24 protein-coding genes are annotated in these 20,525 nt (G+C 67.7%); 11 read left to right on the forward strand and 13 right to left on the reverse strand.

Annotated features, from left to right (window positions below; translation table 11 throughout):
- Positions 1 to 138: 138 nt before the first annotated feature.
- The 4 genes from ACRARE_RS11350 to ACRARE_RS11365 all read right to left on the reverse strand — a co-directional run bounded on the left by ACRARE_RS11350 (position 139) and on the right by ACRARE_RS11365 (position 4,425).
- Complete coding sequence (locus ACRARE_RS11350; protein ID WP_432656552.1) at positions 139 to 582, reverse strand: MaoC family dehydratase; 444 nt, start codon at positions 580 to 582, stop codon at positions 139 to 141.
- Positions 583 to 736: 154 nt separating this feature from the next.
- Positions 737 to 1,609 carry a TIGR01459 family HAD-type hydrolase gene (locus tag ACRARE_RS11355; RefSeq protein WP_432656553.1) on the reverse strand — a complete coding sequence of 291 codons (873 nt, stop codon included), beginning with the start codon at positions 1,607 to 1,609 and terminating at the stop codon, positions 737 to 739.
- 212 nt (positions 1,610 to 1,821) lie between these two features.
- Positions 1,822 to 3,102, reverse strand: a complete 1,281-nt coding sequence (locus tag ACRARE_RS11360) for an O-acetylhomoserine aminocarboxypropyltransferase/cysteine synthase family protein (RefSeq protein WP_432656554.1) — start codon at positions 3,100 to 3,102, stop codon at positions 1,822 to 1,824.
- Positions 3,103 to 3,504: 402 nt separating this feature from the next.
- On the reverse strand, positions 3,505 to 4,425 hold the full coding sequence (locus ACRARE_RS11365; protein ID WP_432656555.1) for a manganese-dependent inorganic pyrophosphatase: 921 nt from the start codon (positions 4,423 to 4,425) through the stop codon (positions 3,505 to 3,507).
- Positions 4,426 to 4,563: 138 nt separating this feature from the next.
- On the opposite strand from ACRARE_RS11365, the gene ACRARE_RS11370 reads away from it, so the two are divergent.
- From ACRARE_RS11370 to ACRARE_RS11400, 7 genes are all read left to right on the forward strand, one after another.
- Positions 4,564 to 5,205 carry a DUF2161 domain-containing phosphodiesterase gene (locus ACRARE_RS11370; RefSeq protein WP_432656556.1) on the forward strand — a complete coding sequence of 214 codons (642 nt, stop codon included), beginning with the start codon at positions 4,564 to 4,566 and terminating at the stop codon, positions 5,203 to 5,205.
- Positions 5,206 to 5,502: 297 nt separating this feature from the next.
- The gene (groES, locus tag ACRARE_RS11375) at positions 5,503 to 5,790 is read left to right on the forward strand and encodes a co-chaperone GroES (RefSeq protein ID WP_432656557.1); all 288 of its coding nucleotides are present in this window, start codon (positions 5,503 to 5,505) and stop codon (positions 5,788 to 5,790) included.
- A 66-nt stretch (positions 5,791 to 5,856) separates the two neighbouring features.
- Positions 5,857 to 7,500, forward strand: a complete 1,644-nt coding sequence (groL, locus tag ACRARE_RS11380) for a chaperonin GroEL (protein WP_432656558.1) — start codon at positions 5,857 to 5,859, stop codon at positions 7,498 to 7,500.
- Between the two features lie 345 nt (positions 7,501 to 7,845).
- A complete protein-coding gene (locus ACRARE_RS11385; RefSeq protein WP_432656559.1) occupies positions 7,846 to 8,364 on the forward strand; it encodes a GNAT family N-acetyltransferase in 519 nt (172 codons plus the stop codon).
- A gap of 116 nt (positions 8,365 to 8,480) precedes the next feature.
- Entirely contained in the window at positions 8,481 to 9,626 is a 1,146-nt protein-coding gene (locus ACRARE_RS11390) for an alpha-D-ribose 1-methylphosphonate 5-triphosphate diphosphatase (protein ID WP_432656560.1), read from the forward strand.
- Positions 9,627 to 10,040: 414 nt separating this feature from the next.
- Entirely contained in the window at positions 10,041 to 10,529 is a 489-nt protein-coding gene (gene purE, locus ACRARE_RS11395; RefSeq protein WP_432656561.1) for a 5-(carboxyamino)imidazole ribonucleotide mutase, read from the forward strand.
- Positions 10,522 to 11,595 carry a 5-(carboxyamino)imidazole ribonucleotide synthase gene (locus tag ACRARE_RS11400; RefSeq protein WP_432656562.1) on the forward strand — a complete coding sequence of 358 codons (1,074 nt, stop codon included), beginning with the start codon at positions 10,522 to 10,524 and terminating at the stop codon, positions 11,593 to 11,595. The genes purE and ACRARE_RS11400 overlap by 8 nt, the downstream gene beginning before the upstream one ends.
- Positions 11,596 to 11,702: 107 nt before the next feature.
- Here the strand turns inward: ACRARE_RS11400 and ACRARE_RS11405 are convergent, their stop codons facing one another.
- The gene (locus ACRARE_RS11405) at positions 11,703 to 11,927 is read right to left on the reverse strand and encodes a YdcH family protein (RefSeq protein ID WP_432656563.1); all 225 of its coding nucleotides are present in this window, start codon (positions 11,925 to 11,927) and stop codon (positions 11,703 to 11,705) included.
- 162 nt (positions 11,928 to 12,089) lie between these two features.
- On the opposite strand from ACRARE_RS11405, the gene ACRARE_RS11410 reads away from it, so the two are divergent.
- Positions 12,090 to 12,503 (forward strand): Hsp20 family protein, encoded by a 414-nt coding sequence (locus tag ACRARE_RS11410; RefSeq protein WP_432656564.1) that lies wholly within the window; start codon positions 12,090 to 12,092, stop codon positions 12,501 to 12,503.
- 26 nt (positions 12,504 to 12,529) lie between these two features.
- Positions 12,530 to 12,769 (forward strand): DUF1150 family protein, encoded by a 240-nt coding sequence (locus ACRARE_RS11415; RefSeq protein ID WP_432656565.1) that lies wholly within the window; start codon positions 12,530 to 12,532, stop codon positions 12,767 to 12,769.
- A gap of 120 nt (positions 12,770 to 12,889) precedes the next feature.
- On the opposite strand, the gene ACRARE_RS11420 is transcribed toward ACRARE_RS11415, so the two are convergent.
- Together ACRARE_RS11420 and trxB are read right to left on the reverse strand one after the other, a co-directional pair.
- Entirely contained in the window at positions 12,890 to 13,222 is a 333-nt protein-coding gene (locus ACRARE_RS11420) for a ribonuclease E inhibitor RraB (RefSeq protein ID WP_432656566.1), read from the reverse strand.
- Positions 13,223 to 13,227: 5 nt separating this feature from the next.
- A complete protein-coding gene (trxB, locus tag ACRARE_RS11425) occupies positions 13,228 to 14,169 on the reverse strand; it encodes a thioredoxin-disulfide reductase (protein ID WP_432656567.1) in 942 nt (313 codons plus the stop codon).
- 200 nt (positions 14,170 to 14,369) lie between these two features.
- Between trxB and ACRARE_RS11430 the strand changes: the two genes are divergently transcribed.
- Positions 14,370 to 14,870 carry an Lrp/AsnC family transcriptional regulator gene (locus ACRARE_RS11430; protein WP_432656568.1) on the forward strand — a complete coding sequence of 167 codons (501 nt, stop codon included), beginning with the start codon at positions 14,370 to 14,372 and terminating at the stop codon, positions 14,868 to 14,870.
- A gap of 115 nt (positions 14,871 to 14,985) precedes the next feature.
- Here ACRARE_RS11430 and ACRARE_RS11435 read toward each other — a convergent pair whose 3' ends face one another.
- The 4 genes from ACRARE_RS11435 to lgt all read right to left on the reverse strand — a co-directional run bounded on the left by ACRARE_RS11435 (position 14,986) and on the right by lgt (position 18,115).
- Positions 14,986 to 15,141 (reverse strand): hypothetical protein, encoded by a 156-nt coding sequence (locus tag ACRARE_RS11435; protein ID WP_432656569.1) that lies wholly within the window; start codon positions 15,139 to 15,141, stop codon positions 14,986 to 14,988.
- Between the two features lie 167 nt (positions 15,142 to 15,308).
- A complete protein-coding gene (pgeF, locus tag ACRARE_RS11440; RefSeq protein ID WP_432656570.1) occupies positions 15,309 to 16,064 on the reverse strand; it encodes a peptidoglycan editing factor PgeF in 756 nt (251 codons plus the stop codon).
- A gap of 63 nt (positions 16,065 to 16,127) precedes the next feature.
- Entirely contained in the window at positions 16,128 to 17,210 is a 1,083-nt protein-coding gene (locus ACRARE_RS11445) for a class I SAM-dependent methyltransferase (RefSeq protein WP_432656769.1), read from the reverse strand.
- A 5-nt stretch (positions 17,211 to 17,215) separates the two neighbouring features.
- Complete coding sequence (gene lgt / locus ACRARE_RS11450) at positions 17,216 to 18,115, reverse strand: prolipoprotein diacylglyceryl transferase (protein ID WP_432656571.1); 900 nt, start codon at positions 18,113 to 18,115, stop codon at positions 17,216 to 17,218.
- A gap of 173 nt (positions 18,116 to 18,288) precedes the next feature.
- Here lgt and ACRARE_RS11455 point away from each other — a divergent pair, with 173 nt between their 5' ends.
- Positions 18,289 to 18,546, forward strand: a complete 258-nt coding sequence (locus tag ACRARE_RS11455; RefSeq protein WP_432656572.1) for an accessory factor UbiK family protein — start codon at positions 18,289 to 18,291, stop codon at positions 18,544 to 18,546.
- A 93-nt stretch (positions 18,547 to 18,639) separates the two neighbouring features.
- On the opposite strand, the gene ACRARE_RS11460 is transcribed toward ACRARE_RS11455, so the two are convergent.
- Both ACRARE_RS11460 and ACRARE_RS11465 read right to left on the reverse strand, forming a co-directional pair.
- A complete protein-coding gene (locus ACRARE_RS11460; protein WP_432656573.1) occupies positions 18,640 to 19,233 on the reverse strand; it encodes a DUF4136 domain-containing protein in 594 nt (197 codons plus the stop codon).
- A 138-nt stretch (positions 19,234 to 19,371) separates the two neighbouring features.
- Positions 19,372 to 20,517, reverse strand: a complete 1,146-nt coding sequence (locus ACRARE_RS11465; RefSeq protein ID WP_432656574.1) for an iron-containing alcohol dehydrogenase — start codon at positions 20,515 to 20,517, stop codon at positions 19,372 to 19,374.
- Positions 20,518 to 20,525 lie beyond the last annotated feature (8 nt).

The following is a 20,525-nucleotide window of genomic DNA, read 5'->3' on the forward strand; positions in this document are numbered from 1 at the left end:
TGCCAAAAATATCCCGGGGGGAATTGAGCCGCAGGCTCAAGGGGGGCAGAGCCCCCACTTTCCTTCCATATGTCGCCCTCCAGCGACTTCCCTTCCGCATGTCGCCGTCCGGCGAGGGAGGCACAGCCCCCCGCGCGGTCAGTCGAACTTGCGCGAGGGGGCCAGCACCATGGCCTCGCCCATCAACACCTTCTTGCCCGCCACCAGGCAGCGGCAATCCAGCTTCACCCGGCGCTTGGCATGGTCGATGCCGATCACCTCGACCTCGGCGGTCACCACGTCGCCGGGGCGCACGGGCGCCAGGAACTTCAGGGTCTGGCCCATGTAGACCGTGCCATGCCCGGGCAGTTGCTCGCCGATCACCGCCGAGATCAGCCCGGCGGTCAGCATCCCATGGGCAATGCGCCCCTCGAAAATCGTGTCCTGGGCATAGGCGTCATCCAGATGCACCGGGTTCCGGTCGGTCGAGACCTGGGCAAACATCTCGATATCCGCATCCGTCACCTCTTTGCGCAGGTGACGGGTCATGCCCATCTCGATGTCCTCGATGCAGATCGTGCCGCGCGGGAAATTGTCCAACATCCACCCCTCCATCCCGGGCGCCGCCGCGTCAGAGGTGGGGCGAATCCGGTGCGTAATAATGTGAACGACCAGATGGTCGTTGCGAAACAATATTACGCTGCGGATGCGAGATCAAGTATTTTGACGGACCGGGCGTCCCCCCGCCGCAAGGGCCTCAGCGCAGGAAGCCGATGGCGTAGGTCGGGGTCATGCGGTTGGCCTCGATAAAGGCCTCCAGCGCGGCGGGATCGGGCTGATCGGTGGTCTTGGTCTCTTCCGCCGCCAGGCCGCCGGTGATGAAGAGGGTGTCGATCCCCTCGCCCAGGCCGCCCTGCACATCGGTATGGATGCCGTCGCCGATGGCCAGGATGCGGCTTTCCGACGGCACCGGGCCCAGCTGGGCCAGGCGCATCCGGGCCAGATCGTAGATCGGCGGATGCGGCTTGCCGAAATAGAGGCTCTCGCCGCCCATCTCGGTGTAAAGCTTGGCCACGGCGCCGGCGCACCATTCGCGGGTCTCGCCCCGATCGACGACGATGTCGGGGTTGGCACAAAGCAGCTTCAGGCCGCGCGTCTTCGCCAACAGCAGCTCGGGGCGCAGCACCTCGGGCGGGGCCATGGTGTCGAAGGGGCCGGTGCAGACCACGCCCTCGGCCTCGTCCAGGGGAACGCGGGTGATCTCGATCGGGTGTTCCTGGATGTGCAGCGGGTGGAAGAAGGGATCGTCGCCCGGCTCGCCGATGTGGAACACCTTGTGCCCGACGATGCCGTTGTACATGGCGGCGCGGGCGCTGTCGCCCGAGGTGGCGATGGTGTCCCAGGCATCCTCGGGCACGCCGAAGCCCGCGATCTGCGTCTCGACCTGGGCGCGGGGGCGGGGCGAGTTGGTGACCAGCACCACGTGTTTGCCGCTCCGGCGCACCTCTTGCAGGGCGGCGACCGCTTGCGGCAGGGCCTTCACCCCGTCATGGACGCAGCCCCAGAGGTCGACGAAGAAGGCGTCGTAATCGGCGGCGATGTCGGCGAGGGTGGGGACGATGCGGGTCATGGCGGCTCCGGTCAGGCAGGGGCGTTTGGCCTTCATATGGCGCAAAGGGGCCGCCGCGACCAGTGGCCAATGCGTCCCCGGTAGCGCTGTCATCAATATGTCATGGAGGCGGGCCGGGCCGCCAGGTCTGGACGCGGGCCGGGGGCGTCGCAGCAAAAAGGCGCGGGTCCCCCTCGCGGCCCGCGCCTTTCCTGTTCTCTTATCCGCCCGGATCAGGCGGTGGCGGCGGCCAGGGCCTGATCCAGATCGGCGATCAGATCGGCGGCATCCTCGGTGCCGATCGACAGGCGCACCACCTCCGGCGCGGCGCCTGCGGCGCGCTGCTGCTCTTCGCTCAGCTGCCGGTGCGTGGTCGAGGCCGAATGGATGATCAACGAGCGCGTGTCGCCCAGGTTCGCCACATGGGAAAACAGCTTCAGGCTGTCCACCAGCTTGACGCAGGCATCATAGCCGCCCTTGACCGCCACGGTGAAGAGCGCCCCCGCCCCCTTGGGCACGATCTGCTGGCCGCGTTCGTAGTAGGGGCTGCTTTCGAGGCCCGGCCAGGTGACGGCTTCGATGCGCGGGTCGGCCTCCAGCCACTGGGCCACCGCGCGGGCGTTCTCCACATGTTTGGCCATGCGCAGCGACAGGGTCTCGATCCCCATCAGGGTGTAATGCGCCGCCTGGGGGTTCAGGGTCATGCCCAGATCGCGCAACCCGATGGCGATGGAGTGGAAGGTGAAGGCCAGTTCACCGAAGGTCTCGTGGAACTTCAGCCCGTGATAGGCCGGTTCCGGGGCCGAGAGCGAGGGGAACTTGTCGTTCGCCGACCAGTCGAACTTGCCCGAATCGACCACGCAGCCGCCGGTGACGGTGCCATTGCCGGTTAGGTACTTGGTCATCGAATGCACCACCAGGGTGGCGCCCATCTCGATGGGGCGCGCCAGGGCCGGGGTGGCCGAGGTGTTGTCCACGATCAGCGGGATGCCGGCGGCATCGGCGATCTTCGCCATGGCGGGCACGTCGGTCACATAGCCCCCGGGGTTGGCGATGGTCTCGCAGAAGATGGCGCGGGTGTTCTCGTCGATGGCGGCAGCGACGGCCGCCTCGTCATCCATGTCGACAAAGGTGCAGGACCAGCCGAAGCGTTTGAAGGTCTGGCTGAACTGGGTGATCGTGCCGCCGTAAAGACGGTTCGAGGCGACGATGTTCAGCCCCGGCGCCATCAGCGGGAACAGCGCCATGATCTGCGCCGCATGGCCCGAGGAGCAGCAGACCGCGCCCGCGCCCCCTTCCAGCGCCGCCATGCGCGCCTGCAAGGCGGCCACGGTCGGGTTGGTCAGGCGCGAGTAGATATAGCCCACTTCCTGAAGGTTGAAGAGCGCCGCCGCGTGATCGGCATCGCGGAAGGCATAGGCGGTGGTCTGGTAGATCGGCACCTGGCGCGCGCCGGTGGCCGGATCCGGCTCGGCGCCGGCGTGGATCTGCAGCGTGTCGAAGCCCTGGGTCATGATGGTTTCCTCCTTTTCCGTTGGCCGCGAATTAAGCAGGTTCCGGGTGGACTGGAAAGAGCGGGCAGATCGTCGGGCGGTGGCGCCTGCCTCCGGCGGCGCGCGGGAACCCCGGCGTCGGGCCGCCTCCGGCGGAGTATTTTCGGCCCGATGAAAGAGCGGGGACGCGCCTTTCCGGGGGCCGGACCTTCACAAGACAGCGGGCGCGCCCGCCCCATTGTGAAAGTCGGTCGCCCCCATGGCACCCCTTTTCCCTATTCGACGGCTGGAAATACTCCGGGAGGTGTCTTCGCCCGGCGAAGACGGGGGGCAGCGCCCCCCTCCGACGCAGCCCCCCGCAGCGCCCGAACGAAAAGGGACGTCCCGCAGGACGCCCCTTTCAAATCGTTGCGGCGGACAGCTTCAGACCTTGAGGTTCGGAATGATCTGCTTCTTGCGGCTCATCACGCCGGGCAGGACCACGCGGTCGCCCTCGACCGTCACGCCAAAGCTTTTCTCGGCCACGCCCTTGACCAGGTCGTTGGGCACGAAAAGGGTCGCTTCCTCGTTCAGGATGTCGACCACGAACAGCAGCACCTGATCGACGCCATCCTCGGCTTCGACCGCCTTGAAGCTGTCCATGATCGAGGCCTGGCGATCCAGCACCAGTTTCGGCGCGGTGGTTTCCAGCACGGAGACGCGGAACTTGGTGCCGTCCACCTCATAGGCCTTGCTGTCCATGCGGATCAGCTCGGCATCCGAGAAGGCCGAGATGTCGGACTTGGCCTCGAACATCTCGCTGGCATAGCTGCCCAGGTCCAGGTTCAGCTCGGCGGCCAGGCTGACCGCCAGGGCGCGGTCCTGCTCGGTGGTGGTGGGCGAGCGGAATTCCAGCGTATCCGACAGGATGCAGCTGAGCATGGCGCCCTTGATGTTGTCGGGCATCCGGGCCGCGTCCTCGCCCATCAGGTCGTGCATGATGGTGGCGGTGCAGGCCAGCGGCTTGATGGTGATGTCGATCGGGCCCTTGGTTTCCAGGCCGCCGGTCAGCTTGTGGTGGTCGATGATCTGGATGACGTTGGCGTCGTTGATCGCCTCGGGCAGTTCGGCGGGGTTGTTGGTGTCGACAATGACCACGTCATCCTCGGCGGTCACCTCTGCGATGATCTCGGGCGTCTCGAAGCCCCATTTCTCGACCACGAAGGCGGCCTCTGTGTTGGGCTGGCCCAGCAGTTTCGCCGCCGCCGGGGTGCCTTTGACCTCGCTCAGATACCAGGCCCAGATCAGGGCAGAGCCGGTGGAATCGGTGTCAGGAGATTTGTGGCCGAAAACCTTGATCGTCATGGGGCGTTCCTTGCAGATCACAGAGGGGAAACATGGGTTCGGCGGCCTTATACTGGCCCCGTCCGGCGCTGTCACCCGTCCCGATGGCGCGCGCGCCGCGCCTTGCCGGGCCCGGGCGGGGCGGGCTAGGGTCCGGCCATGTCCGCGCCCCGTGAAACCGATCTATATCCGCCCGTGAAGGCCTTCCTTGAGGGGCAGGGCTATGAGGTGAAATCCGAGGTGGCGGGGGCCGATGTGGTGGGGCTGCGCCCCGGCGATCCGGCGCCGGTGATTGTCGAGCTGAAACTGGCCATGTCGCTGCAATTGCTGCACCAGGCGCTGGAACGGCTGAAGATTTCCGATGCGGTCTATCTGGCCATTCCCCAGGTGAAGGGGCGCAAGACCCTGGCGCGGCATGTGGCGCTGTGTCGGCGTCTGGGGCTGGGCCTGCTGACGGTGCGCCTGTCGGACGGGTTCATCGAGGCGCAGTGCGATCCGGGGCCCTATGCGCCGCGCAAGGTGAAGGCCCGCCAGAGCCGCCTGCTGCGCGAGTTCCAGCGCCGCGCCGGCGATCCGAACCGTGGGGGCGCGGCGGGCAAGATCGTCACCGCCTACCGCCAGGACGCACAGCGCTGCGCCGCCCATCTGGCCGAACACGGCCCCTGCCGGGGCGCGGCGGTGAAGGCCGCCACCGGCGTGGCCCGGGCCACCACCCTGATGCGCGACAACCACTACGGCTGGTTCGAGAAGGTGGCGACGGGCGTCTATCAGATCACCGAGAAGGGCCGGGCGGAACTGTAGGGCGGGAGGGATCCCGCCGTGCCCCGGAAGGAGGGCTGTCTCCCACCCTGCGAAATCCGCGCCGACTGTGTCCCGGGCGTAGGGTGGATGCCAATCCACCCGGCGGGGCCTGTCCTGCCGCGTCACGGGCAGAGCCGCCCCTTCGCACCCGCAGCGTAATTTTTCCCGGCGCGCCCCGTTGACTCACCCCGGGCGCTTGCCTATCTCCGTGCCGTTAGCACTCGGGGGAGCTGAGTGCTAATACCCGCCGAAACCCGGCGGGGCAGGGAACAAACTTTGAGCCAAGGAGCCTCGAAGATGGCATTTCAACCGCTGCATGACCGTGTGCTCGTCGAGCGTGTCGAGAGCGAAGAGAAGACCGCAGGCGGCCTGATCATCCCCGACAGCGCCAAGGAAAAACCCGCCGAAGGCATCGTCATCGCCGTGGGCGCTGGCGCCAAGGACGACGACGGCGAGCGTATCGCGCTGGACGTCAAGGCCGGCGACAAGATCCTGTTCGGCAAGTGGTCCGGTACCGAGATCACGCTGGACGGCAAAGAGCTGCTGATCATGAAGGAAAGCGACATCATGGGCATCATCTCCTGATCCTCACCGGATCGGATTGACTGACCCCATTCGCTTTACCCGAAACCCAATCTCAGGAGAGAGAACATGGCTGCAAAAGACGTCAAGTTCGACACCGACGCCCGCAACAAGATGCTCAAAGGCGTCAACACCCTCGCCGACGCGGTGAAGGTGACCCTCGGCCCGAAAGGCCGTAACGTGGTTCTGGACAAGTCCTTCGGCGCGCCGCGCATCACCAAGGACGGTGTCTCGGTCGCCAAGGAAATCGAACTGGAAGACAAGTTCGAGAACATGGGCGCCCAGATGGTGAAGGAAGTCGCTTCCCGCACCAACGACGAAGCCGGTGACGGTACCACCACCGCAACCGTGCTGGCCCAGGCCATCGTCAAGGACGGCGTCAAGGCCGTGTCCGCCGGCATGAACCCGATGGATCTGAAGCGCGGCATCGACCTGGCCACCGCCAAGGTCGTCGAGGCCATCAAGGCCGCTGCCCGCCCCGTCAACGACAGCGGCGAAGTCGCCCAGGTCGGCACCATCTCGGCCAACGGCGAAGAAGCCATCGGCAAGATGATCGCTGAAGCCATGCAGAAAGTTGGCAACGACGGCGTTATCACCGTCGAAGAAAACAAGGGCATGGAAACCGAGGTTGAAGTCGTCGAAGGGATGCAGTTCGACCGCGGCTACCTGTCCCCCTACTTCGTCACCAACGCCGACAAGATGGTCGCCGAGCTGGAAGACTGCATGATCCTGCTGCACGAGAAGAAACTCTCGTCGCTGCAACCGCTGGTCCCGCTGCTCGAGCAGGTCATCCAGTCGCAGAAGCCGCTGCTGATCATCGCCGAAGACGTCGAGGGCGAAGCCCTGGCGACCCTCGTCGTGAACAAGCTGCGCGGTGGCCTGAAGATCGCCGCCGTCAAGGCACCGGGCTTCGGTGACCGCCGCAAGGCCATGCTGCAGGACATCGCGATCCTGACCGGCGGCCAGGTGATCTCGGAAGATCTGGGCATGAAGCTCGAGAATGTCACCATGGACATGCTGGGCACCGCCAAGACCGTCAACATCACCAAGGACGAAACCACCATCGTCGACGGTGCTGGCGACAAGGCCGAGATCGAAGCCCGCGTTTCGCAGATCCGCACCCAGATCGAGGAAACCACCTCGGACTACGACCGCGAGAAGCTGCAAGAGCGCGTGGCCAAGCTGGCCGGTGGCGTTGCCGTCATCCGCGTCGGCGGCCTGACCGAGGTCGAAGTGAAAGAGCGCAAGGACCGCGTCGATGACGCCCTGAACGCCACCCGCGCTGCCGTGCAAGAAGGTATCGTGGTCGGCGGCGGTGTCGCCCTGGTGCAGGGCGCCAAGTCGCTGGACGGCCTGACCGGTGCCAACCCCGACCAGGACGCCGGCATCAAGCTGATCCGCAACGCCCTGGAAGCGCCGCTGCGCCAGATCGCGGAAAACGCAGGTGTCGACGGTGCCGTCGTCGCCGGCAAGGTCCGCGAATCCACCGACCTGAAGTTCGGCTTCAACGCTCAGACCGAAGAATACGGCGACATGTTCGCCTTCGGTGTGATCGACCCCGCCAAGGTGACCCGCACCGCGCTGGAAGATGCAGCCAGCATCGCCGGCCTGCTGATCACCACCGAGGCGATGGTTGCCGACAAGCCCTCGAAGGAAGGCGCCGGCGGCGCCCCCGACATGGGCGGCATGGGCGGCATGGGCGGCATGATGTAATCAGCCGCAGCCCGGGCAGGCGCGACCTGCCCGCTGCCGGAACACTGGGAAAGGGGGCCTTCGGGCCCCCTTTCTGCTGGGCGTAGCCTGCATCCCTGACCGGCGGGGCGCGGCGCATCCGGGCAGAGCGCCCGGCAAGGGGTCAGGCCCAATGTGGGCCCGCCGGGCGGCTTTCCGCCCCCGAACCCCGGTCTTTGTCACTTATTTCAGCGTCTTGCCGCAGTGCCGCATGTTTCGTTGCCTTGCCACAATTTGGGGGGCTGACCGGCGGCCCCCTTCCTCGCTAGGATTTTCCGGTGCGGGCCCTTCGGTGGCTCGCCCCTGTCGTCCCGTGGGAGCATCAGCATGGCACGCAAACCCGAGATCGAGCACAAGCTTTACACCTCCGCCCATGAGATCGGGGTCGATAACCTGCTGACCCAGGCCTATGACGGCCCGGCCCAGGCCCGGCTGGTCGAGGCGTTGCGCCGCGCCGGGGACATGACGGTCGAGCTGATGGCGCTGCACAAGGGCCATGTGGTGGGCTATGTGGGCTTCAGCCGTCACCTGTCGCCCGAGGGCTGGGTGGCGCTGTCACCGCTTGGGGTGCTGCCGCAGTGGCGCAGCAAGGGGATCGGCAGCGAGCTGGTGCGCTATGGTCTCGACGCGGCGCGCCGCGCCGGGGCGCGCGCCATCACCGTGCTGGGCGACGGGCGCTATTACCAGCGCTTCGGTTTCACCTACAAATCCGCCGAGAACCTCGAAACGCCCTATTGCGGCGATCAGACCCTGCTCTATCCGATCGCGGCGGGCACCGCCTTTGCCGCCGAAAAGCTGGTCTATCCGGCGGCCTATCGCGAGCTGGGGCTGCAACCCACGAACTGAACCGGCTCGGGTCAGGGCGCGCACGGGGCCGCTTTCCCAGGCCCCGCGCCAGTGCTATCCAGCGCCATGACCCCTTTGATCCGCCCTCAGCGCGGCCCGGCTGACGGGACCGCGTCATGACCCCGCCCCTGCTGCCCGATATGCATCTGACCGGCGCCCGCGTGCTGCGCCCGGGCGGGATGTGCGACGACGCCCTGGGCCTGTCCGCCGGGCGGATCCACGAGGGCTGCCCGGGCCGGGCGGTGGACCTGACCGGCTGGTGGGTGCTGCCCGGGATCGTGGATGTGCATGGCGACGGCTTCGAACGCCACCTGGCGCCGCGCCGGGGCGCGCTGCGCGACCTGGGCGACGGGCTGGCCATGGCGGCGGCGGAACTGGCGGTGAACGGCATCACCACGGCGATGCTGGCACAGTTCTTCTCCTGGGAAGGGGGGATGCGCAGCCCCGATTTCGCCGAGGCCATGGCGGCGGCCCATGCGGCGCTGGCCCCGCGCCAGGCGCTGGATCTGCGCCTGCAACTGCGGCTCGAGGCTGCGCTGATCGACGACTTCCCCCGCGCCCGGGCGCTGATCGCGCGCCATGACATCCGCTATGTGGTGCTGAACGACCACCTGCCGCACGCGGCGCTGGCGGCGGGCAAGACACCGCCCCGGCTGACTGGTCAGGCGCTGAAATCCGGGCGCAGCCCCGAGGCGCATCTGACCCTGATGCAAGATCTGCACGCCCGCGCGCCCGAGGTTCCGGGCGCGGTACAGGGCCTCATCGCCTCCCTGCCGGGTCTGCTCTTCGGCAGCCATGACGATGCCACCCCCGAGGATCGCCGCCACTGGCGCGCCCTGGGTGCCCGCGTTTCGGAATTCCCCGAAACCCGCGCCGCCGCGCTTGAGGCGCGGGCGGGCGGCGACGCGGTGGTGCTGGGCGCACCCAATGTGGTGCGCGGTGGCTCGCACGCGAAGAAGGTCTCGGCGGCCGAGCTGGTGGCCGAGGGGCTCTGCACCGCCCTGGCCTCGGACTACCACTATCCGGCACCGCGCCAGGCGGCGCTGAAACTGGCCCCCGAGATCGGCCTTGAAGCGGCCTGGGGCCTGGTGTCCTCGGGCCCCGCCGCCCTGCTGGGGCTGACCGATCGCGGAACGCTGGCGGCTGGGCAGCGCGCCGACCTGGTGGTGCTGGATCCCGACACGGGCCGCATTGGCGCCACCCTCGCAGGCGGGCGCCTGGCCTGGCTGGGCGCCAACCTGGCGCCGCGCTTCCTGGGCTGAGGCCTGCGGCGAAGGGGTGCGGGGGCTCTGCCTCCGTCGCCGGATGGCGACACGTAGAGGGAGGCGGGGGGCTCTGCCCCCCTTGAGCCTTAGGCTCAATTCCCCCCGGGATATTTCTGGCAATGAGAAGAGAGAGGCGGGGCGCCGGAAAGTTCAAGCGGCGCCCCGGCTGAAAAGTCTGCCAACAAGAGCGCCGCGCCGGTTGGCCTACGTCTCAGCCGGGGGGCGGTCGGGGCTTTCAGGGGCCACCCCCTTGCCCTTCTCATTGCCAAAAATATCCCCGCCGTAGGCATCGCCCGGCACGGGCGATACGCCCCGGGACCCAACAGGCGCGACCCCGGGGCGTGGTGCCGATTGCCCCTGCGCGCAAATCCACTATAAACACGGCTCGGATCCCCGCGCGGAGGCAGGCAGATGAGCGCTATCAAGGTCGGAATCATCATGGGCAGCCAGTCGGACTGGCCGACGATGAAGGAGGCCGCCACCATCCTGGATGAGCTGGGCGTGCCCTATGAGAAAAAGATCGTCTCGGCGCATCGCACCCCCGACCGGCTGTGGTCCTACGGCAAGGAGGCCGCGGGCCGGGGCCTTCAGGTGATCATCGCGGGGGCGGGCGGTGCGGCGCATCTGCCGGGCATGATGGCCTCGAAGACCCGGGTGCCGGTGATCGGCGTGCCGGTGCAGACCCGGGCCCTGTCGGGGGTCGACAGCCTGTATTCCATCGTCCAGATGCCCAAGGGCTTTCCGGTCGCCACCATGGCCATTGGCGCGGCGGGCGCGGCCAATGCCGGCCTGATGGCCGCCGGGATCCTGGCCATCGCCGATGCCGATCTCGCCGCCCGCCTCGACGCCTGGCGCGCCGCCCTTTCCGCCTCTATCCCCGACGAGCCCGCCGATGACTGACATGCTTCCCTCCGGCGCGACCATCGGCATCCTGGGCGGCGGCCAGCTGGGCCGGATGCTGGCCGTGGCTGCTTCTCGTCTGGGCCTGAAGGCCCATATCTTCGAGCCGGGCGCCAACCCGCCCGCCGCCGATGTGGCCCATGCGGTCACCACCGCCCCCTATGAGGACGCCGCCGCCCTGCGCGCCTTCGCCGAGGCGGTGGACGTGGTGACCTATGAATTCGAGAACATCCCGACCTCGGCCCTGGATGTGATCGAGGCGATCCGCCCGATCCGGCCCGGGCGCGAGGCGCTGCGGGTCAGCCAGGACCGGCTGACCGAGAAGGACTACCTTGCGGCCCTGGGCCTGACCACCGCGCCCTATGCCGATATCACCGACCTGGCCTCGCTTGAGGCCGCGCTGACCGACTTTGGCACACCCGCGATCCTGAAGACCCGTCGCTTTGGCTATGACGGCAAGGGGCAGGTGCGGATCACCGATCCCGCCCAGGCAGCCCAGGCCCTGGCAGAGCTGCAAGGCGCGCCGGCCGTGCTGGAAGGCTTTGTCGATTTCACCGCCGAGGTCTCGGTCATCGGGGCGCGCGGGCTGGACGGCGCCGTGGCCTGTTTCGACCCGGGCGAGAACGTGCACAGCGCGGGCATCCTGCGCCAGACCACCGTGCCTGCCGTCATCCCCGCCAGCCTGCGCACCGATGCGGTGCTGCTGGCCGCGCGGGTGCTGGGGGCGCTCGACTACGTGGGCGTCATGGGGGTCGAGCTGTTCGTCACGCCCCAGGGGCTGGTGGTGAACGAGATCGCGCCCCGGGTGCACAACTCGGGCCACTGGACGCAGAACGGCTGCTCGGTGGACCAGTTCGAACAGCATATCCGCGCCGTGGCGGGCTGGCCCCTGGGCGACGGGCAGCGCCATTCGGACGTGGTGATGGAAAACCTGATCGGCGACGACATGGACCGGGTGCCAGAGCTGGCCGCGCGGCCGGGGGCGGCGCTGCACCTCTACGGCAAGGCCGAGACCCGGGCGGGCCGCAAGATGGGCCACGTGAACCTGGTGAAGCCGAAGGGCTGAGGCCCGCCGGGGCCTGGTGACAGACAAAAAGGGCGCCGCGGATCTCCGGGGCGCCTTTTGCTTTGGGGGCCGTTTCGGGGCCTGTCCGGGCGGCCTGCGCGCGGGCCTCAGGCGATGATGTCGGGGGTCAGCCGGTCTTCGATCAGGGCGATCCGGTCCTTCAGGGCCAGCTTCTTTTTCTTCAGCCGCTGGATGGTCAGCCGGTCCGCCGTGGCGCGTTCCTCCAGCGCCTTGATCGCCTCGTCCAGGTCGCGGTGCTCGGCCCGGAAATGCGCCAGCTCGACCTCCAGCACCTCATCGGTCTTCATCGAGATGTCGGTGGGGGCATTCATGGCTGATTCGCTTTGATGGGTCACGGGCACCCAGAATACCGCAAACCTCTGGTTTCGCAAAAACCTTGCAGCCGGTCCGCCCCCTCCCCATATTGATTGCACGGGCCTTGCCGCTGACGGGAGGTCCGGATCAGACGTCGCTTACCGCCAAGGACGCAAGGAATGAGCAAGTTGACCCTGGGGTCGCACCCCTATCTTCTCGGGTTCGAACAGCTGGAACGGCTGCTGGAACGCAGCGCCAAATCCGGCAACGAGGGCTACCCGCCCTTCAATATCGAACAGACCTCCGAGAAATCCTATCGCATCACCCTCGCCGTTGCGGGCTTTGCCGAAGAGGACCTGGCGATCACGCTGGAGGACCGGCAGCTGGTCATCCGTGGCCGCCAGACCGACGACGGAGACGGGCGCGTCTTTTTGCACCGCGGCATCGCGGCGCGTCAGTTCCAGCGCAGTTTCGTTTTGGCCGACGGGGTCGAAGTGGGCGAGGCGGTGATGGAAAACGGCCTGTTGCATGTGGACCTGAGCCGGGCAGAGCCCGAGCGTGTGGTTCAGCGGATCGACATCCGCCGCGGCTGAATATCAGTGAAGAAAGGGGTAACGCCATGACCAGCAAATACGATTCCGATGAAACGGCGATCCTGACCGAGGCGGCGAAAACCGTCTATGTGCGGGCGGTGAATACCGCCGATCTGCCCGAAGACGTGCGCGAGCAGGTCCCCGGGGTGAAGCAGCTGTTCGCCGTGCATGATTCCATGGGCGAGCGCCTGGCCCTTGTGAAGGACCGCCAGACCGCCTTTATCCTGGCCCGCCAGAACGATCTGGCGCCCGTGACGGTGCATTGACGGGGCACCGACGGGGCCTTGATGGCGCCCTGATCCGCGCCATTCGGATACATTGAAACAAAAGCGGCCTGCCGGAACCCCGGCAGGCCGTTGTCATGTCTCGGCGCGGGCGAAAGGGCCCTAGCCCTCAAGGCCCCAGCCATCGGGGGCATAGCCATGCTCCAGCGCGGCGCGGGTGGCCAGCTCTTCGCCGATCCAGATCCCCTCGGCCGAGATCGCCTGATCGGGCAGGGTGGCCACCAGATAGGCGGCCTCCTCGCCCTCGGCCTCGACATACTGGCAGACATACTCTTGCCGGGTCAGGGCATCGGCCAGGGGGCGCCAGTCTGCGCCCTCGTCACTGGCGACGAAGAAGTAATCCACGTCGGCCACCTCGGGCAGGCCATGTTCGGCCTGCATCTCGCCATAGGCGGTCAGGGTCTCGGCCTTCTGGGCGGCGAAATCATGGGCCATGGGGGTCACTCTTGGGCCGCGAGGAAGTGCTCGGCGTCCAGGGCGGCCATGCAGCCCATGCCGGCCGAGGTCACCGCCTGGCGGTACTTGTGGTCGGTCAGGTCACCGGCGGCGAAGACGCCCGGGATCGAGGTCTCGGTCGAACCCGGCTTGACCTTCACGTAGCCGCCGTTGTGCAGCTCCAGCTGATCCTTGACCAGTTCCGAGGCGGGGGCATGGCCGATGGCCACGAAGACGCCCTTGCAGGGGATCTCGGTCACTTCGCCGGTCTCGACGTGCTTCACCTTCACGGCCTCGACGCCCTTGGGGTTGTCCTCGCCCACGACCTCTTCCAGCGTGTGATGCCACAGCGGTTCGATCTTGGGGTTCTTCATCAGCCGGTCGATCAGGATCTTCTCGGCGCGCAGCTCGTCCCGGCGGTGGATCAGGGTCACCTTGGAGGCGAAGTTGGTGAGGAACAGCGCCTCTTCCACGGCGGTGTTGCCGCCGCCGATCACCACGATTTCCTGTCCGCGATAGAAGAAGCCGTCACAGGTGGCGCAGGCCGAGACGCCGAAGCCCTTGAAGGCCTCTTCGCTGTCCAGTCCCAGCCATTTGGCGCGGGCGCCGGTGGCCAGGATCACCGCCTCGGCCACGTATTCCGTGCCGCTGTCGCCACGGGCCACGAAGGGCCGTTTCGACAGGTCCAGATCGGTGATGATGTCGCCCACGATCTCGGTGCCCATGGCGCGGGCGTGGGCCTCCATGTTGACCATCAGGTCGGGGCCCTGGATCTCGGTATGGCCGGGCCAGTTCTCCACCTCGGTGGTGGTGGTCAGCTGGCCGCCGGGTTCGATCCCCTGCACCAGGATGGGTTCCAGCATGGCGCGGCTGGCATAGACACCGGCGGTGTAACCCGCCGGGCCGGAGCCGATGATCAGAACCTTGGTCTTGCGCGTCTCGGACATCGTCGGGTGTCCCCTTTGAAAGAAAGCTTGTGCCTATCTAAGTCCGCGCCGCGACCCTTGCAAGCAAGGCGCGGCGCGGGACGCCGCCCGGGAAAGCGCCAGGTTCGTCAGTGGTTGCGACCTATTGTTGCGCGGTTGTGAAACTTTATTGCGCGCGCCTCTGGGGGTGTTATAAGAATCGCAAATTTCGGGAGAATATGATGCCTGGAACCAGACTGGATCCGATCGACAGGAAAATCCTGGCCGAATTGCAGGCCGATGGTCGCATGACCAATGTCGAGCTGGCCAAACGGGTGGGCATATCCGCGCCGCCCTGCCTGCGCCGGGTGCGGACGCTGGAAGAGCAGGGCTATATACGCGGCTATCACGCCGAGGTCGACAGCCGCGAGCTGGGCTTCGAGGTGCAGGTCTTTGCCATGGTCGGGCTGCAAAGCCAGGCCGAGACCGATCTGGTCGCCTTCGAAGAGCGCTGCCGCGACTGGCCGCTGGTCCGCGAATGCCACATGCTGAACGGCGAGGTGGATTTCATCCTGAAATGCGTCGCCCCCGATCTGTCGACCTTCCAAAGCTTCCTGACCGGGCAGCTGACGGCGGCCGAGAACGTGGCCAGCGTGAAGACCTCGCTGGTCATCCGCGGCGCCAAAGATGAACCCGGCGTGCCCTTCGAGGTGCTGGAAGAGCGGCTGAGCCGCGACGCCTGAGGGCGACATCTCCCAGAGCTGAGACAGAGATGAAAAAGCCCCGCTGCGGCGGGGCTTCGTCGGTTCCCTGGCGGTCTCCCTCCTCAAAGGGGGCAGGGAACGGCAGGGGAGGCGATCAGGCGGCGCTGCGGGCCTTGGCAGTCTTGGCGGCCTGGGCGCGCTGGTCTTCGGCGCGGGGCGCGCGGGCGTCGCGGGCATAGGGCAGCGAGACCTCGGCCTTGCGGGCGGTCTCGATCACCGATTTCATCCAACGCTTGGGCTGTGCACGCATCGCGGTCCCCTTTCCTGGCAGGTCGCCGCGCCGCCAATGGCACCGGCTGACTTGGGCTTTGGTTAACCATCGCCTGACAATGCGGCCAGCATGGGGTGAATTGTGACCATTTCGTGGAAATTGTCCCGATCGGCGGAAGGCGGCCCAGGGGCGGGCCTGCCCCGCGATCAGAGGCAGATCACCGAGATCAGCCGCCCGTAATCCACCTCGCCCGCATGGGTGGCGCGGCGATAGGAAAAGAAGCGTTCGGGATCGGAATAGGTGCAATGGCGGGTCCATTCCGCCTCGCCCACCCCGGCGCTGCGCAGCCGGTGCAGCCCATAGGCGGGCAGGTCGAACTGCATCCGGTCGCCCGCGCCGCCGGCGAAGAAGCGGCTGTTGTCGGGATCCTCGATCAGGAAATCGTCCAGGAACTCGGGGCCGACCTCATAGGCGCGCTGGCTGATCGTCGGGCCGATGGCGGCGCGGATGCCCTCGCGGGTGGCGCCCAGTTCGACCATGGCCTCGACCGTGGCATCCAGCACGCCATCCAGCGCCCCGCGCCAGCCCGCATGGGCCGCGCCGATCACCCCGGCCTCGGCATCGGCCAGCAGCACCGGCTGGCAATCGGCGGTCAGCACCGCCAGGGCCACGCCCGGCGTGGCGGTGACCAGCGCGTCGGCCTCGGGTTCGGGCTGCGGCGCCTCGGTCACGGTGACCGCGCGGGCCGAATGCACCTGCCGCGCCATGGCCAGCTCGGCCGGGGTCACCTCCATCGCGGCGGCCACCCGGGCGCGGTTGATCGCCACGATCTCGGCCTGGTCAGAGGATCCGGTGCCGCAGTTCAGCCCCGAGAAGATCCCCGAAGAGGCGCCGCCCCGGCGGGTGAAGAACCCGTGCCGGACGGGCCGCAGGATCGGGGAGGTGATGATTTCCAGGGTCATGAGACGGGCTTTTGATCTTGGGGTTGGGGCGGCGTCCGGCGATGGGCCGGGCGCGGTCGGGGATCAGGGGCGCAGGCCGGGTTCCAGCCCCGGCGGCGGGCGCTGGCCCGGGGGCGTCAGCGCCAGAATCTTGAAGAGCGTCCCCATTTCCTCGGGGTGGGTCAAGCGGCGATGTGCGGCCACATGGGCGTCAAGCGCAGCGCCGCTCAGCCCCTTGGCCAGGGCCTGGGCGCGGGCGGTGATGCCCAGCCGTTCCAGAAAGACGCCCTGGGTCTCCAGCCGGGTGGTGGCGGCGGGCAGGGCGGCGCGGGCCAGCTCGCCAAAGTCCACATGGGCCGTCAGGTCGGCCTGGCCCGGCGCGGCGAAGGGATCGGCGAACCCATGGTGTCGCAGCGCCTGGAAGGTATCCCCGAAGGACCGCGCATCGCCGTAATCGAGGATCAGCGCCGCCCCCCCCTGGCGGGTGATCTGCTGGCCAAGCGCCGCCGCCCAGCCCTGCGCCTCGGGGGACAGCTCGACCACGTCGCCCGGCGTGGTATCGCCCAGCCGGTAGTCCAGCGCGGCCAGCGGATGCGGCGCGGCCCAGTCGGGCGCCAGGCCGCCGTCCTCGGTTGCCGTGACCACCCGTTCCTGCCAGGTCTCGCCCTCCGCGCGGCGGAACTGGCGGATCGGCAGGGCGTCGAAGAACTCGTTCGCCACGGCGAACAGGGGCAGGGGGGGCAGGTCCGACAGATCCTCGGCCCAGCGGGGTGCATGGCCCGCCAGCTGGGCGCGCTGCGCCTCGCGCAGGCGGGGCGAGGCCTCGATCAGCAGGATCTGGGCGGCGGCGTGAAAGCCCGGCACGGCGCGGGTGGCACGCAGGATGTCGGCCATCAACGTGCCGCGCCCGGGGCCCAGTTCCGCCAGCAGGAAGGCGGCGGGGCGCCCCTGGTCCAGCCAGCATTGCGCCAGAGCCAGGCCCAGCATCTCGCCGAACATCTGGCTGATTTCGGGGGCCGTGGTGAAATCCCCCGCCGCCCCGATGCTGGTCTGGGTGGTGTAATAGCCATGCGCCGGGTCCAGCAGGCAGGCCTGCATGTAGGCGTCCAGGGGCAGGGGCCCGTCATGGGCGATACGGGCGCGCAGGATCTCGGTCAGCGGCGACAGGGGGGTCATGGGTCCAGCGGCCGCTTGCGGAAGGACAGCGCGATCACCGACAGGCCGATGACCACCATCGGCAGCGACAGCAGCTGGCCCATGGTCAGCCCCAGGGTCTCGGTCAGGCGCAGGACGTGGCCATGGGGGTTGTCCGGCGTGATGAACTGCGCATCGGCCAGGCGGTAGAACTCGACCGTGAAACGCGCCAGGCCATAGCCGGTCAGGAAGACGCCGGTCAGCCGCCAGGGTGCGCGCAGGGTGCGGGTGCCGAAGGCCAGGGCGATCAGCAGCAGGCCCAGCACCAGCCCCTCCAGCCCGGCCTCGTAAAGCTGCGAGGGATGGCGGGCGCAAAGCCCCTCGACGCCTGGGCAGTTCTGCGCCGCCGGGCCGGGGAAGGCCACGCCCCAAGGCGCCTCGGTCGGGCGGCCCCAAAGCTCGGCATTGATGAAATTGGCGATCCGGCCCAGCATCAGCCCCGGGGGTGCGGCCAGGGCCAGCATGTCGGCGGTCGACCCCAGCGGGATGGCATTGCGGCGGCAGAAGATCAGCGTGGCCACACAGACCCCCAGAAAGCCGCCGTGAAAGGCCATGCCGCCCTGCCAGATGCGCAGGATCTCCATCGGGTGGGCCAGGTAGTAGGCGGGCTCGTAGAACAGCACGAAGCCAAGGCGCCCGCCCAGGATGATGCCAAGGATCATCCAGGTCAGCAGGTCGTCCAGCTGCTCCTTGCGCATCGGCGCCTGCATCGCGGGCCACAGCCGGTCGCGGCCCAGGGCGGCGCGGCACAGGGCATAGCCGATGCCGATCCCCACCAGATAGGCCATGGCATACCAGCGCAGGGCAAATTCGGTGCCGAACAGGGTGATAGAGACGATCTCGGGGGACAGGTCGGGGAAGGGGATCATGGCGCGCATTCCCGCTATCTGCCCGGCCCCGGCTTTGACTGTCAAGCAGGCCCCGGCGGGGGTTGCTGAAACTGGCGTGACCGGGCCGGGGCGGGGCCGTTCCTGGGCTGGCATGGGTTGAGACCGGACGCGTTGCGGCCCATATTGCAGGGAAACGTAACACGCAGATGCGAGAGACCCCCATGCAGACCCGCAACAAGTTCTTCGACGATATGTCGCAGCTGATGACCAATGCCATGGGTGTGGCCCAGGGCGCCAAGGAAGAGGCCGAAACCGCCTTCAACTCGATGGTCGACCGCTGGCTGGCCGACCGCGATTTCGTCACCCGTGAGGAGTTCGACGCCGTGCGCACCATGGCCCAGAAGGCGCGCGAAGAGAACGCCGTGCTGAAGGCCCGCCTGGACGCGCTGGAAGCCGCCGGGAAATCCTCGGACGCGTGATCCGGCCCGCAGGGCCTCGCCCCGGGCGGGGCACAGATGCAGAAAGGCCCGCCGGTTTGGCGGGCCTTTTTGGTGTTGGGGCAGGTGGGCGACCTAGCAGGCGGTGTCGTTGCTGACCGTCACGCTGCCTTCGCGGGCGGCGGGAAAGTCCTTGGCCAGGGCCTCGGTCAGCAGGCGGATCACGTTGGCGCTGTTCTTGCAGGCGCTTTCGCTATGGGCCGTGCCTTCATAGACCTTCTGGCCCGTGGCCCGTTCGACCACGTCCAGGCGCACGATGCGCGGGAAGACCACGGTTTCGCTTTCCACCGTGCGATAGCCCGACAGGCGCCGCTCGCTAGAAATCTTGCCGTCGCGGCCTTCGGTGAAATGGCTTTCGAAAACCGGCTCGCGGCGGGTGGTGACGCGCATCACCGGCTCGTGGGTTTCAAAGGAATAGGTGGCGACCAGGGGCGCGCGGCCATCGCCGGGGGTGTAGCCCTTGGCGGCCAGCAGGCCCGCCAGTTCCGAGGCGCGCTGCTGGAAGGCCAGGCTGCGGCCGTCCATCCAGTCGGCGGCGGTGATCTGCACCGGGCGGGGCGGGCTGTCGGCGGTCAGGGTGGAATAGGCTTCGACATTGGGCGAGATCACGGTGCAGGCGCTGGCCAGGGCCAGCAGCGCACCGAGGGCGAGAAGCTTCAGACGTTTCATGGGACTGTTCCGGTAGTGGTGTCCCTTCACAGGTAATCACTTTGCCCGAAATGGCAAACGCCCGCCGAGGGCGGGCGTTCGACCGGCCAAACCTGGCCGATGGGGTCCGGGGCGCGCGCGGGGCGCCCCGGACAGGCCTTAGATGCAGGCCTCGACCACGGGCTTGAGGTTTTCCGCCGTCAGCTGCACCGGGTTGCCGCCGCAGGACGGATCTTCAAGCGCCATGGCGACGATGTCGTCGATCCGCGCCGCGTCCACGCCAAGCGCCGACAGCTTGCGCGGGATGCCAAGTCGGTCGTTCAGCCCCTGCACATAGTCGCAGAAACCGTCGAAACCGCCGTCGATGCCCAGATAGGGCGCCGCCTCGTCAAAGCGGGTGCGGATCTTGTCGGCGTTCAGTTGCAGAACGGCGGGCATACAGACGGCATTGGTGGTGCCGTGGTGGGTGTTGAAGATCGCGCCCACGGGGTGGCTGATCGCGTGGATCGCGCCCAGGCCCTTCTGGAAGGCCGTGGCGCCCATCATGGCGGCCGACATCATCTGCGCGCGCGCCTCGATATCGGTGCCGTCCTCATAGGCGCGGGGCAGATAGTCGACGACCAGCCGCATCCCTTCCAGCGCGATGCCCTGGGACATCGGGTGGTAGTGCGGGCTGCTGAAGGCCTCGACGCAATGGGCGAAGGCGTCCAGGCCGGTGCCTGCCGTGATGAACTTCGGCATCCCGACGGTCAGCTCGGGGTCGCAGATGACGACCGAGGGCAGGACCTTGGGGTGGAAGATGATCTTCTTCACATGGGTTTCGGAGTTGGTGATGACGCTGGCGCGCCCCACTTCCGAGCCGGTGCCCGCGGTGGTGGGCACGGCCACGATGGGCGCGATGCCCGCCGGGTCGGCGCGGGTCCACCAGTCGCCGATATCCTCGAAGTCCCAGACCGGGCGGGTCTGGCCGGCCATGAAGGCCACCATCTTGGCCAGGTCCAGGCCAGAGCCGCCGCCGAAGGCGATCACGCCGTCATGGCCGCCCTCGCGATAAACTTTCAGGCCTTCTTCCAGGTTCTTTTCGGTCGGGTTGGCATCCACGCCAGAGAACATGGCGCGGCCCAGACCGCCCGCGACCATCAGGTCGAGGGTCTTCTGGGTGATCTCCATCTCGGCCAGGCCCCGGTCGGTGACCAGCAGGGGCTTGCGGATATTGGCCGCAGCGCAGGCCTCGGCGATCTCTGCGATACGCCCGGCGCCGAAGCGGATTGCGGTCGGGTAGGACCAGTTTGCGGTGAGGGTCATGGCAGGGT

It is taken from the genome of Pseudooceanicola aquaeponti, from assembly GCF_050897975.1.
In the GTDB taxonomy this organism is placed as follows: domain Bacteria; phylum Pseudomonadota; class Alphaproteobacteria; order Rhodobacterales; family Rhodobacteraceae; genus Pseudooceanicola.

Coding starts and splice junctions, on each gene's coding strand:
- groL (WP_432656558.1), top strand. CDS start 5,857: ATGGCTGCAAAAGACGTCAAGTTCGACACCGACGCCCGCAACAAGATG.
- purE (WP_432656561.1), top strand. CDS start 10,041: ATGAGCGCTATCAAGGTCGGAATCATCATGGGCAGCCAGTCGGACTGG.
- ACRARE_RS11355 (WP_432656553.1), bottom strand. CDS start 1,609: ATGACCCGCATCGTCCCCACCCTCGCCGACATCGCCGCCGATTACGAC.
- ACRARE_RS11460 (WP_432656573.1), bottom strand. CDS start 19,233: ATGAAACGTCTGAAGCTTCTCGCCCTCGGTGCGCTGCTGGCCCTGGCC.
- ACRARE_RS11415 (WP_432656565.1), top strand. CDS start 12,530: ATGACCAGCAAATACGATTCCGATGAAACGGCGATCCTGACCGAGGCG.
- ACRARE_RS11405 (WP_432656563.1), bottom strand. CDS start 11,927: ATGAATGCCCCCACCGACATCTCGATGAAGACCGATGAGGTGCTGGAG.
- ACRARE_RS11385 (WP_432656559.1), top strand. CDS start 7,846: ATGGCACGCAAACCCGAGATCGAGCACAAGCTTTACACCTCCGCCCAT.
- ACRARE_RS11455 (WP_432656572.1), top strand. CDS start 18,289: ATGCAGACCCGCAACAAGTTCTTCGACGATATGTCGCAGCTGATGACC.
- trxB (WP_432656567.1), bottom strand. CDS start 14,169: ATGTCCGAGACGCGCAAGACCAAGGTTCTGATCATCGGCTCCGGCCCG.
- pgeF (WP_432656570.1), bottom strand. CDS start 16,064: ATGACCCTGGAAATCATCACCTCCCCGATCCTGCGGCCCGTCCGGCAC.
- lgt (WP_432656571.1), bottom strand. CDS start 18,115: ATGCGCGCCATGATCCCCTTCCCCGACCTGTCCCCCGAGATCGTCTCT.
- ACRARE_RS11390 (WP_432656560.1), top strand. CDS start 8,481: ATGACCCCGCCCCTGCTGCCCGATATGCATCTGACCGGCGCCCGCGTG.
- ACRARE_RS11435 (WP_432656569.1), bottom strand. CDS start 15,141: ATGCGTGCACAGCCCAAGCGTTGGATGAAATCGGTGATCGAGACCGCC.
- ACRARE_RS11365 (WP_432656555.1), bottom strand. CDS start 4,425: ATGACGATCAAGGTTTTCGGCCACAAATCTCCTGACACCGATTCCACC.
- ACRARE_RS11360 (WP_432656554.1), bottom strand. CDS start 3,102: ATGACCCAGGGCTTCGACACGCTGCAGATCCACGCCGGCGCCGAGCCG.
- ACRARE_RS11400 (WP_432656562.1), top strand. CDS start 10,522: ATGACTGACATGCTTCCCTCCGGCGCGACCATCGGCATCCTGGGCGGC.
- ACRARE_RS11410 (WP_432656564.1), top strand. CDS start 12,090: ATGAGCAAGTTGACCCTGGGGTCGCACCCCTATCTTCTCGGGTTCGAA.
- ACRARE_RS11420 (WP_432656566.1), bottom strand. CDS start 13,222: ATGGCCCATGATTTCGCCGCCCAGAAGGCCGAGACCCTGACCGCCTAT.
- ACRARE_RS11350 (WP_432656552.1), bottom strand. CDS start 582: ATGTTGGACAATTTCCCGCGCGGCACGATCTGCATCGAGGACATCGAG.
- groES (WP_432656557.1), top strand. CDS start 5,503: ATGGCATTTCAACCGCTGCATGACCGTGTGCTCGTCGAGCGTGTCGAG.
- ACRARE_RS11370 (WP_432656556.1), top strand. CDS start 4,564: ATGTCCGCGCCCCGTGAAACCGATCTATATCCGCCCGTGAAGGCCTTC.
- ACRARE_RS11465 (WP_432656574.1), bottom strand. CDS start 20,517: ATGACCCTCACCGCAAACTGGTCCTACCCGACCGCAATCCGCTTCGGC.
- ACRARE_RS11430 (WP_432656568.1), top strand. CDS start 14,370: ATGCCTGGAACCAGACTGGATCCGATCGACAGGAAAATCCTGGCCGAA.